Annotated in this window: 12 protein-coding genes; 4 read left to right on the forward strand and 8 right to left on the reverse strand. The window is 48.6% G+C overall.

The genetic code is table 11. The features are described 5' to 3' along the window. Positions 1-127: 127 nt before the first annotated feature. The 8 genes from B9D94_RS25065 to B9D94_RS25100 all read right to left on the reverse strand — a co-directional run bounded on the left by B9D94_RS25065 (position 128) and on the right by B9D94_RS25100 (position 7,203). Positions 128-592 carry a DUF420 domain-containing protein gene (locus B9D94_RS25065; RefSeq protein WP_006208091.1) on the reverse strand — a complete coding sequence of 155 codons (465 nt, stop codon included), beginning with the start codon at positions 590-592 and terminating at the stop codon, positions 128-130. 25 nt (positions 593-617) lie between these two features. Further along, the gene (gene ctaG, locus B9D94_RS25070; RefSeq protein WP_148248257.1) at positions 618-1,526 is read right to left on the reverse strand and encodes a cytochrome c oxidase assembly factor CtaG; all 909 of its coding nucleotides are present in this window, start codon (positions 1,524-1,526) and stop codon (positions 618-620) included. Positions 1,527-1,626: 100 nt separating this feature from the next. Continuing rightward, the gene (locus B9D94_RS25075; RefSeq protein ID WP_006208089.1) at positions 1,627-1,956 is read right to left on the reverse strand and encodes a cytochrome C oxidase subunit IV family protein; all 330 of its coding nucleotides are present in this window, start codon (positions 1,954-1,956) and stop codon (positions 1,627-1,629) included. 3 nt (positions 1,957-1,959) lie between these two features. Next, positions 1,960-2,580, reverse strand: coding sequence for a cytochrome (ubi)quinol oxidase subunit III (locus B9D94_RS25080; protein ID WP_006208088.1), 621 nt, complete (start codon positions 2,578-2,580; stop codon positions 1,960-1,962). Further along, positions 2,577-4,424 (reverse strand): cytochrome c oxidase subunit I, encoded by a 1,848-nt coding sequence (ctaD, locus tag B9D94_RS25085; protein WP_051449340.1) that lies wholly within the window; start codon positions 4,422-4,424, stop codon positions 2,577-2,579. Before ctaD ends, B9D94_RS25080 begins: the two co-directional genes overlap by 4 nt. 83 nt (positions 4,425-4,507) lie before the next feature. Next, positions 4,508-5,557 (reverse strand): cytochrome c oxidase subunit II, encoded by a 1,050-nt coding sequence (gene coxB, locus B9D94_RS25090; protein WP_006208085.1) that lies wholly within the window; start codon positions 5,555-5,557, stop codon positions 4,508-4,510. 445 nt (positions 5,558-6,002) lie between these two features. Beyond that, on the reverse strand, positions 6,003-6,752 hold the full coding sequence (gene map / locus B9D94_RS25095) for a type I methionyl aminopeptidase (RefSeq protein WP_063479737.1): 750 nt from the start codon (positions 6,750-6,752) through the stop codon (positions 6,003-6,005). 262 nt (positions 6,753-7,014) lie between these two features. Then, positions 7,015-7,203 (reverse strand): hypothetical protein, encoded by a 189-nt coding sequence (locus B9D94_RS25100; RefSeq protein WP_006208082.1) that lies wholly within the window; start codon positions 7,201-7,203, stop codon positions 7,015-7,017. Positions 7,204-7,586: 383 nt separating this feature from the next. On the opposite strand from B9D94_RS25100, the gene B9D94_RS25105 reads away from it, so the two are divergent. The 4 genes from B9D94_RS25105 (at position 7,587) to B9D94_RS25120 (ending at position 11,533) form a co-directional block, all read left to right on the forward strand. Further along, positions 7,587-8,636, forward strand: a complete 1,050-nt coding sequence (locus B9D94_RS25105; protein WP_148248258.1) for a serine hydrolase domain-containing protein — start codon at positions 7,587-7,589, stop codon at positions 8,634-8,636. A gap of 155 nt (positions 8,637-8,791) precedes the next feature. After that, a complete protein-coding gene (locus B9D94_RS25110) occupies positions 8,792-9,070 on the forward strand; it encodes a hypothetical protein (protein WP_006208080.1) in 279 nt (92 codons plus the stop codon). Between the two features lie 65 nt (positions 9,071-9,135). Continuing rightward, positions 9,136-11,094, forward strand: coding sequence for an electron transport protein (locus B9D94_RS25115; RefSeq protein WP_148248260.1), 1,959 nt, complete (start codon positions 9,136-9,138; stop codon positions 11,092-11,094). A gap of 100 nt (positions 11,095-11,194) precedes the next feature. Further along, on the forward strand, positions 11,195-11,533 hold the full coding sequence (locus B9D94_RS25120) for a DUF4870 domain-containing protein (RefSeq protein ID WP_006208078.1): 339 nt from the start codon (positions 11,195-11,197) through the stop codon (positions 11,531-11,533). Positions 11,534-12,049 lie beyond the last annotated feature (516 nt).

Here is a 12,049-nt window from a genome sequence, read left to right on the forward strand (position 1 = left end):
ATTTTCCTGGTTGATGGCAGCGACCGGAGTGGATACACTCCCACACTTCATCCTGCAAATGAGTCACCCCGCCCGCCTCCATAAAAAAAACACCCGCCAGATCTCTCTGACGGGTGTTCTCCCACACTTACATTCCAAATATGACTTTCCATACAGGCTGAGTATGACCGCCTGGATACAACAGATACAGCAAGGTGTACACGGCCACACCGGTAATTGCTGTAAAGAACCAAATAATGGACGTAACTCTGCCCCATTTACGGTGCTTGGAATATTTTTCCTTGAGTCCAAGAGTCAATGTCGTAATGCCAAAGACCGCAGCGACGGTAGCCAGCACAATATGGAAGATCAGGAATACCTGATAATAAGGCTTCAGTTCATCCGGTCCGCCCCACGACGTATTGCCAATGAATATAGTGCGCGATGAATAGATGATAAAGAAGATCACCGCTGCCACCGCTGCCCAGATCATCACTTTTTTGTGAGCTGCGCGTTTGCCTTTAATAATAAGTCCCCAACCGATAGCTACCAGCACGGCGCTTATCACGATAAACGTAGTGCTGACCGTGGGAAATATAAAATACCAATCCATATGGATCCTCCTTCATTAATCCTTATTAAGCTTGATTCAGGTTACCCGAAGGCACCTCACCAGGCAAAGGATCGTCTTCCTGATTCTCTCGTTTGTACCAATGGAAGAACACATAGGCCAGCATCGAAGCGAAGATGATCTCCTGGAAGAATTTCATGATAATCCCGCCAACACGCTGGTCAATGGCCGGCTCCAAGTAGCCGAAAAATTCGGGTCCTCCGAATTGGCTGAGTAATGCTGAGGTGTCACCAGACACACAATAACCCATCGCATTCGCCCATACAACCGGGTCACTATATGTAGCGTACATCGGCTCGTTTGCGAAAATAATGAGCCCACACGCCGGTGTCAGCAATACCATATTGAGGAAGATATACCCCATCTTCATAAGCCCCGAGGACTTGTCCTTCTCCGGAATCGGATTCAATATGGCCCACCACATGAGCAGTGAGGCAATTAACAGAATCAGATAGTACAACCGATGCACCCAGAAATTCAACATGACAAAGTCATGGATTACTGGAATGTGATAAAACGAAAACAAACCGTTAAACACTACTGCTGCCACAATCGGATGCGTGAGGAAGCCTAGCTTCTTAAATGGATTTATCCTGTCGAAAGCACGCCACAGCCAAACCGGAATGCCCAGAATCAGGAGTGGTGTTGCCATGAGATAAGACATCGCCATACTCACCATATGGAACGAGAACATTGTATGTCCAAGCAGATTAACCGGTCCACCTTGGGCAAGATAGAACGTAATCATCCCCGCAACAAATAAAGATTTCCGCCCAGCCGAAACCGGAGCACTTCCCTGGAATCGATGGCTCAAGGGACCGGTCAGCAAGAAATAGCCAGCAGTCAGGAGCAGCATAAACGCCAGGAACATGGGGGTCCATTTATCTGCAAAACTAAAATATTCTAAGCCCAGCATGCAAAAACCTCCCCTAAACGGGTTAAATTCTGTCGAAATTGTGACACCTTCCTACGACTTAAAAAAAGAGGGGGCTGAAGTAGCCCACCTCTTTTTCATTTTACCACCAAACCCAGAACAGTGCCATGACAATACAGGTACTTGCTACGAAGAAGCCGCCAATCATGAACAGGATTGGCATCAGATGCCCTTTGTCCTTTAAGTGCATCCAGTAACCCATTTGTACGAACACCTGCAGCACAGCCATAACCAGCAAGATGATGATCGTAAATGCTGTGTTGATGCCACCGGCTGCGACGGCTGCGAAGGCAATTGCCGTCAGCACGATGGAGAAGATAAATACTACAATGTGTTTCTCAGGGCCCTCCACGCGATGGCGGTGTTTAACTGTCGGCCCCTCATTAGCATTAGATGATTGGTTCGCAGTCATTCCTTAGCCCACCTTTCCAAGAAGGTATACGACCGAGAAGATGAACACCCATACAACGTCGATAAAGTGCCAGTACATGGCAGAAACATATACCTTGGGTGCTGTAACAACGGTTAACCCTTTTCTGTACAGCTGAGCAATCAACAGGCTGATCCACACGACCCCAAAAGCAACGTGAGCACCGTGGAAGCCAACCAGCGTATAGAATGCAGACGAGAATGCACTCGTCTTCATATTAAATGATTCATGTACAATATACTCGTAGAACTCATAAATCTCAAGGCCAAGGAATCCAAGACCCAGTGCTACGGTTACGATGAGCCACAACTTCAGCTTCTCGATATTGTGACGGTGGAGCGCCTGAATGGCGAACACACTGGTCAAGGAACTGACAAGCAATATCAGTGTTGCTGCTGCCGTAATCGGCAGCGAGAACAGCTCAGAAGCCGTTGGACCTTCATTGTTCTGGCCGCGAAGTGCCAGGAATGTTGCAAACAACGTACCGAAGAGTACAGCCTCTCCACCAAGGAAGAGCCAGAAACCAAGAACCTTATTACGGCCTTCGAGTGTTGCCTTCTCCGGCTCGTGAGGAAGTTCGCCGTTTACATGTTCAGCGTGACTCATGCTTTCCCCTCCCCTTCCAGTTCTTCAACTTCGATGTGATATCCATGATCATCGTACAGGGAACGAGCGATCATTGCAGCGAACGTAATCAGAAGACCAACAATCAGAACAATGTATTTATTGAAGATTAAGCTCATGAACGAATTCGAGAAGTCCTCCGTGCTAAACATGAAACCAAGACCCGCGATAAACAGACCCAGTGACATCACAAACGGAAGGATGCTTGGCGAAGGCATATGGATCGGACCAACCGGCTCGGATGGTGTCATCTCTTTATTGCCTGCCATCTTCTCTTTCCAGTAAGCATCGATACCGCGAACGAGCGGAATTTGCTTAAAGTTGTACTCTGGTGGTGGAGAAGGAATGCTCCACTCGAGCGTACGGCCATCTTCCCATGGATCCGCTGCTGCACCCACCGGTTTTCTTGAAGTTGCAACAACGTTGGCCAAGAAGGCCAACACACCGATACCCATCAAGATTGCACCGATGGTACTGATGAAGTTGAGTTCATCGAAATTCTGATTCGGCAAGTACGATACAATCCGCCGCTGCATACCGAGCAAACCAAGGAAATGCTGTACAAAGAATGTCATATGGAAGCCGATAGCGAACAGCCAGAACGTCCATTTGCCCAGCGTTTCGTTCAGTACGCGACCGAACATTTTCGGCCACCAGTAGTGCAATCCGGAGAACAGTCCGAATACCAGACCACCGACGATTACGTAGTGAAAGTGAGCTACAACGAAGTACGTATCATGGAACTGGAAATCTGCAGGAGCAGATGCCAGCATGACACCGGTAACGCCACCCATAACGAAGGTTGGTACGAAACCGATCGCGAACAGATTGGCACTGGTGAAACGGATTTGACCGCCCCACATCGTAAAGAGCCAGTTAAAGATTTTGATACCCGTAGGAACCGCAATCAACATCGTAGCGATGGAGAAAAGTGCATTTGCTACAGGTCCAAGACCTGTCGTAAACATATGGTGAGCCCAAACCATGAAGCCCAAGAAGGCAATCAGGATGGTTGCAAATACCATCGAGCTGTATCCGAACAAACGTTTACGAGAGAATGTCGGGATAACCTCTGAGATAATACCGAATGCCGGCAAAATCAGAATGTATACTTCAGGGTGACCAAAAATCCAGAAAATATGCTGCCACAATACGGGGTTACCGCCGCCCGCAACATCAAAGAAATTGGCACCTAGCAAACGGTCAAAGCTGAGCAATACAAGGCCTACTGTAATTGCAGGGAATGCGAACAGGATCATAGCCGATGTAATGAACGCCGTCCATGTAAACATTGGCATTCTCATGAAGGACATTCCAGGTGCACGCATTGTAATAATGGTTGCCAGGAAGTTGATACCGCCGATCAACGTACCCAAACCTGCTATCTGCAGCCCGATGGTATAGAAATCCACACCGTGTGTAGGCGAGTAGTCCGTTGAGGATAGCGGTGGATAAGATGTCCATCCCGCATCAGGCGCACCGCCCATAATCCAGCTAAGGTTAAGCAACAGTCCACCGAACAAAAACGTCCAAAACCCGAGTGAGTTCAAAAATGGAAACGCAACGTCCCGCGCACCGATCTGAAGCGGAATGACCGCATTCATCAAGGCGAAGATAACTGGCATAACACCCAGGAAGATCATCGTTGTTCCGTGCATCGTAATTAATTCATTAAATACTTGAGCCGATACCAAATCGTTCATCGGCTTGATCAGCTGCAAGCGAATGAGAATCGCTTCAATACCGCCAATCCCGAAGAAAAAGCCGCCCGCTATCAGGTATAATATACCGATTTTCTTGTGGTCAACGGTTGTTAGCCAATCCATTATCCCCGTGTAGCGTTTGACGCTATGGCTATGAGCATGAGCGTGAGCCAAGGTTTGTACCCCCTTTTAAAGTTCCTGCTGTATTAATAATCCAACTTATAATTGGCTAAGTAATCGGCAATTTGCTCGATTTCTTCATCACTGAAGCCGAGATCCTTCGGATTAGGCATCGTGTTACCAGGTTTTACAGCCTGTGGCTCCATCAGCCATTCCACCATGTTGTCTTTTGTCGGCTTTGTCCCTGGATTGCCGCTTATGTCGTTCAGCAAGATACTCGCTACCGTCTCACGTGATCCAATGCCAGTCAAGTTAGGACCCATGGCTCCGCCTTGATCGCCAACAGCGTGGCAGGAGAGACAGTTGGTCTTAAATTTCTCAGCAAGCGCAGCGTCTGCAGGAAGCACGGCAGGTGCTTTCATTGCAGTGACCCATTGCTCAAACGTTGCATCATCAACCGCTTTCACACGGAATTCCATGAAGCCATGGGAAGGGCCGCACAACTCTGCGCATTTACCAATGTATGTATCCGCTTTGTCAGCAACCAGAGTCATGTAGTTAACGCTGCCTTCTGTGTTCGTATCCATCTTGCCGCCGAGCGATGGTACCCAGAAGGAGTGAAGCACATCATTCGTTTTTAATTGGAAGGCAATTTTCTTGCCTACAGGAACAACCAGCTCTTGAGCGGTTTTCACACCGTGGTCCGGATAAGTAAACTCCCACCAGAACTGGTGAGAAGTAACTTCCACCTTAACTGCTTCCGGATCGTTCCAATCGTTCGCTCCGTACGCAAACACCTTTTGAATAGTAGGAACTGCAAGCACGAGCACCAAGAGCAGCGGAATCGCCGTCCAGATAATCTCCAGCTTATGGTTCCCTTCCACTTGTTCAGGAATTTCATCTTGTCCTTTTTTTCTACGGAACTTAACAAGCACGTATGCGGCAATTCCAAATACCACAACCATTACGACGATCATAATCGAAATGGAGAGCTTAATTAAATCCAGTTGACCTTGTGCTACCGGACCTTGTGGTCTTAAGACCGACAAATCCTCTCGGCCGCAGCCGGATAACACCAAAGCAAACATGGCCATCAAAGGAAGAAGACGCTTTACAGCCTGCCACCGTTTCATCATTGATCTACCCCACTTTTCCGATTTTCGTAGACTACCATCCGGCGCAAACAGCGGTAATCTACCTGCACAATCACGGATGAAGTAATCCTGTCAATTAAAGCAATCACTTATTAAATATAAGTTCATGGGTTGCTTTTGTCAATCATTCACAGGGAGTTCACAAATTGTTCGAAAAGTCGTCAAAGTCGCGCCGTTACTGATTTTGCAATCGCTTTCAAACTCGTTTCACACTCCCGTGACCCATGATTCGACATTCTGCACAATGCCTCAGCGACAGTCTTTATAGCTATATATACAGTCATTTCCGTCTTTTTGAATCTGTATGCAGCGGCTGTGCAGGAGCTACATTCACCCCTGAATCTCCATGCTAAAGGAGGTGTTCCAGGCAAGCTGCATCATCCCCGCCAGGAATACCTCCTATTATTATGCTATATTTCTCTGCACTTTAATCCGTCAGAATGACAGGCCCTTCACGTGTGATAGCAATCGTATGCTCATATTGAACACCTATTGATCCGTCCGCGCTGGATATGGTCCAGCCATCATCTCCCCAGAACACTGCACCTGTGCTCCCCAGAGTGAATACCGGTTCGATGGTAATGACCATACCTTCTTTAAGCTTCAATCCCCTTCCAGGAACTCCATAGTTCAGCACATCAGGCGGCTCGTGTATGGCACGGCCGATTCCATGGCCAACCAGCGATTTTACGATCCCGTACCCTTCCCTTTCGGCAACCTGCTCGATGGCATGACCCACATCACCCAACGCAGCGCCGTGACGCGCCGCCTCGATCCCTCTAAACAGCGCTTCGTGCGTATGCTCCATCAGTTTTCTTACCTTGGGAGAAACCTCGGCTACCGCATAGGTCCATCCTGAATCCGCCAGCCATCCGTTCTTATTCACCACCATGTCGATGGTCACCACATCACCCGCCTCCAGCGGCCGCTGGTCGGGAAATCCATGACAGACTACATCATTAACCGATGCACAGGTTGCGTAGGGAAATCCTTTATACCCCTTTTGCTCAGGGACAGCTCCGTTCTTCTCCAGAAACTTCTCCACCCTGGCATCAATCTCGCTTGTCGTAATCCCTGGTTGTATGATCTTAGCTATTTCACGGTGGCACGCAGCCAAGATGCGTCCCGCCTCGCGGATATATCCGATTTCTTCCTTTCGTCTCAGCTGTATCCTCACATCTGCCACTCCCTTATATCCTTATCGGATCGACTGCTAACAATATATGAAGGGACAGATGCAAAATACCCTCAAAATAGTGGACTTTGCACGGAAGTTCGAGCCCGATGTCTATCATCGACCGCAAACGCAAAAAAACCGCCTTCGGGACATTTGTCCCAAAAACGGTTTAACCATATTCTCTAAATGGTTCATATTATTAGTTGATAACAAGATGAACATGCTTGTGATATTTCTATAGATATCAGGTGCTTATTACAGGTTACGAAACGGAGGAATTCAGCTTGCCAAGTTCATGCTCAACAACAAGTGTAAGCTCTTCTTCATAGCCCCCCATAATATGGTACTTCCGGACATACTCCTTTACAAATTTTTTCGGATCTTTAGGCCGGAAAATTCGTGTCATTTCCCGCAGACTTTCCTTAACCTCATTGTGACCTTTCGTTGCCATGATGGATCCCTCCCAAAACGTGTGGAATAAAATTACTCCGTTTAAAGAGAATGCCGAAAAGATCTACCTCATTAAGTTGAAGCCATATTGCAGTTCTAACGGTGATGATTAGGTTGATATTCAGCAACTTACCAATGCACCTGACACTATACATACCCTTACAGCATGCAACTGAATCATTAATATATTATATCATATTCTTCTGTTTGTTTCATCTTTCCCAAAAAATGTTTTTTTGTACGATGAATTTCATGGCTCATCAATTACGCCCGGAATTGGTTAAGATACATTCATACGATCCATAAAACGCAATCAAATCGCAGATTTTTATGACCATGCAATTAGCTATTATCATAAGATTCCAACATAAGGAGGCCCTTCCTATGGCAGAAACACGCTCTATCCTGCACTCCCCTTATTCTTCCGGCTCCCCGATTCCTAGTGCGGAACCGCAAGACTTGGGGCTCCAGCATGAGATCCTGGATCAGGTCGACAAGATCATCCAGAAACAATATCCGAAAATGCGCAGCTTTCTGCTGCTGCATAGGGGCAAGCTCGTATATGAACGCTATTATGGCGGGCACAGTGTTTCTTCGCTCAATGATCTCAGGTCAGCCACAAAGAGTTTTACATCCATATTATTTGGCATTGCCCTCTCGCGCGGCGAATTGCCCGATCTGAATTCATCCATTAAAGACATCTTCCAGCGGTATATTCCCGAACGCGCTCATCCTCTCCTGCACAAGGTTTCCCTTCATCATTTACTGACTATGACCTCAGGCTTTGCATGGCAAACGGGCAAGAAGCTGGGAGAGCCCCTCATTCACCGCTTCCACCGCAACCGGAAATGGACGAGCTTTGCGCTTTCCCTGCCTGTGGTTGAGCAGGAGATGGGGCTCTTTCAATACCGGAGCACGGATTCACATCTGCTCTCCGTCGCCATTAGCGAGGCCACGGGAATGGATGCTTACGCCTATGCCAGGCAGCATCTATTCGGTCCCCTGGGCATTCACCATGCTGCATGGTCTCCAAGCCCTGAGGGCCACAGCATGGGTCACGTCGGGCTCTATCTCACGTCAAGGGATATGGCCAAATTCGGTTTATGCTGCCTGGACGGAGGACGATGGGAAGGTGAGCGTCTCATTCCGGAATCATGGCTGGAGCAAGCACTTACTCCCCAAGTTAAGGGCTATCCTGCTTTTGGCGATTATGGATTCCAGTGGTGGAACGGCATGCAGAACGGTACGCCCTTTGCACTCGCACACGGCCATGGTGGACAGCAAATCTATCTTTTTCCCAAGTTGGATACGGTCGTTGTATTTACTGCCGATAGCAAGGTCAGCCGCTGGAAGAATCCTCGCGTGCTGCTGGAACGCCATATCCTTGATGCTATCCAATCCAAATCCTCACCATCGTCGGATGACTCTAACTAGTTTGTTAAATTGGGCGGCATATTTAAAGAAGCGACCATTATTTTCAAGCCTGTATTTGACTTTCATGCACCTTTTAGCGGATAGTACCTTCTCTTTCTGGTTACTTTATGCGATATGAATCATTTCTAAAATCAAGCCTGAGAGGAGCATGCGACATGTCCGGTAAAGACAAAGATCTCCATCCGATTTCAAACGAAGAGGTTGAAGTGGACGGAACGTACACCAATGAATGGGGTCGGGAGGAATATTTGAAGCGCGGCGAGGAGTTCCCGTTTGATCCGCAGAAGGGCTCTACGGAGTGGAGACTGGCTGAATATGATTTTGACAACCATCATCAAGGCAGAACAGACGAACGTCTGGTTCCAAAAGAGAAGGGCCCGGATAAACAGGTGAATGCCGAATCTCCGCTGCGCCATGATGTCGAAGTTGATTAATCCCTTGTATACCGGCAGTGTACAGAGATGGTTCATCAAGTCCTGACCATAAAGGGTGATACCACATGCGAAAATCGAAATGGGTTCTGCTGCTTATCCCCATTATAGCCGTGGGCGCCCTATGGCTTGCAGCTTATATCGGGAAGCCGGAATACGCCTATGTACCGCCTGAACACAAGTTGGAAAATGCACCACAGCTCCAGGCCCAGCAACTGGGCTTCATTCGCCAGTATGATCTCTGGGGCAAAACACTTACGGTTCCCGGTTCTGCCCTTCAGGACCAGGATCCTCGCTTATCCGCGGCTAACGGAGCTATCGAAATAACGAAAGACATGCTTGCTCTGGGGCGCCGCACCCTTTATGAGGAGACCTTTGGTAATGAGGTATTCTTAACCGATATTCTGGGGATTGTTGATGGCCCAATGAAGCTGGGTAAAATCGCCAAGGCTATCGCTGAGCTGAAGGGAAAGGGCACGAACAATTTACAAATCGAGCTTGATCAGGATGTTACAATTGGTGGCAAATCCTTCCGCAAGGGAGATAAGATTGACACTGGCTTTGATGTGGCCAAAGGAGCTTATGCCCCGATCGGTGTCAAAATAAAATATGACAAGGGTAAAGCCCGTATCGGAGTCACCTGCATGGCCTGTCATGCTACCGTCAACCGCGAGACGGGAATGGTGGTGGAAGGCGCACCGAACTCTGATCTAAACTTGGGTTTCATGCTGGCGCTGGCACCTAACAGCTCGGCATATTTTACCCATACGGATGTCACGAAGCTCGTGGATTTTATTAAGAACGAGAACCGTACCGTCATCAATTCCAAAGGAAAACCCGAGGCACTGCCCGATCCAGCAGCACTGGAAAAGGCGGTTGACGACAATCTCATGAAATGGGCACCCGGCAATTTCGATACTACCGTTGATCTTATCAGCGATGTGACCCAAATTCCCGATATGTTCACGAAGGGTGATCATCCGTTCAGCTGGAGCGGCTTCGCTATTGCGGGCCCTTTCAAGGGGCTCAGCACCTTCAGCAACAATGTGCATGCACAGAATACGGATACCTTGAGCCAAAGCGAGATCAGCGAGCCTTTATGGGGGATCGACAAGGAAATCTATGTGGGCACCATTTTGCAAAATGCAGCTCATCGCAAGTTCCGCTACGACCCAAAGAGCGGGCTGAAGCCAACCGAATTCTTCAACCGGCTGGACCCGAATCCCGGCACCCCCGGTGTCAATGAAGTAATCAAGATTCCGAACTTCCCGAAGGTTTCGGCAATTGCGCCCAATGGACTGTACATCAGTTCGCCCGGATTTCATGCCGGGGAGCAGGTTAATGCCATGTCTGCCTATCAGAATAAGGTGCGTCCGCCAGACACAGATTCTTCGGCAGCCACCAATGCCAAGACCATCCATCTCGGAGCGGAGGTATTCAAAAAAGCACAGTGCATCTCTTGCCATGCAGGTGATTTTTTCACGAATAACCGGATTCTGCCTGCTGTCGAAATCGGCACTGAGCCTGCAAGGGCCAAAGCCTTCCACACCACGCAAAACGCTTTTGGCGAAGCTGAGTTCTATCCTCCCAACACTCCCGTACCCCTCCCTTCGGATGCGAAGGTGGTCAAGATTCCCCTGGACGGAATCGACCCGAAGCAGATCGAGCTGGGCTTCGGCCATCATCAATCCGGAGGCGGTTATAAGGTCAAGGGGCTGATAGGGCTGCGCTGGTCTGCACCGTATTTGCATGATGGCGGAGTGGCCGTTGGCCCGGAGCTGGGACAAATTGGCGTAGCCGAAAGCGTTATGAAAGGCATTCAGCCGGATCCTTACAACAGCCTGAAGGCCCTGATCGACCGGAAGCTGAGAATGCAGGTCATTGAAGCGAACCGCAAAGATGCACGGCTAAGGGACACCCACATTACGGGTCAGGGTCATGAATATTGGGTGGACGAAAGCAGCGGTTTTACCAAGGAGGAGCAGGATGCTCTCGTGAAGTATCTGCTGCAATTGAAAATGAAATAATATCGGTGCACAACCATCATACTTTGTCCAATCGCTTCATAAGGTAAGGTATAAAGCTTGCCCTACCCAGAACCGGTTTTTAAGACAAGGAGTTGATGAGATGTCCCCTTTCAAATCGTCCACAGGGCTTCCCGAGAATCTGGCCGCAACACTCTGTTATCTTCTTCCCATGGTCGGAGGAATTCTGTTTCTTTCATTAGAAAAAAGAAGCCGTTACGTCATATTCCATGCCCTTCAGTCCCTGCTGGCCTTCGGCATCCTTGCCGTCGCCCACCTGCTGTCGAGCGCGGTGCCCATCATCGGCCTCCTGGCTTCCGCCCTCCTCGCACTGGTTGGCGTGCTGATGTGGCTGGTGCTTATGGCTAACGCCATTCAGGGAAAATGGTTCAAACTGCCCTGGATCGGCAATTTTGCCGAGAAACAAATGCAGCGTATCTGACGTGAGCTGCTCCATTACGACTGGATACATTATTGCATATGTGAACAACAAAAAAACGGCCTCGCTCCTGCATCTGGAGCGAGGCCGTTTTGGTTGTTCGGGACCGCTGCTGGGAACGCTGTTAGAGAGCAGGCTGAATTCGACCCGTATGCTGGAGCGAAGTTGTTCTTAAGTTCGGGACTTTTTTTAAATTGACCCTCTTAAGGGTGCAGTTCACCCTTTATCCGTGCTAGTGCTATAGGTAAATATGGCGTAACGGACCTAGTAGACGTTATTTTCAAAAAGCGAGCATGTTTTGAGATGTAACGGACCCTGGAAGCGTTATTTGACAACTAACGGTGGGGATCAAGCCCATATGGACACTTTAACGACTACTGTGTCCGTTAGAGTTGAGGAAGTGGCGATATCCTGTAAATAAGGGATATGAGGTCCGTTAGCTAATAGCTCCTGATTCGAGGGGACATCAACTATCATATTAGTTACTATTCATGCAGCAGCGATCACTTTAGTTACTAT

The sequence above is a fragment of the Paenibacillus sp. Cedars genome (assembly GCF_003184205.1).
GTDB lineage: Bacteria > Bacillota > Bacilli > Paenibacillales > Paenibacillaceae > Paenibacillus_AQ > Paenibacillus_AQ glucanolyticus.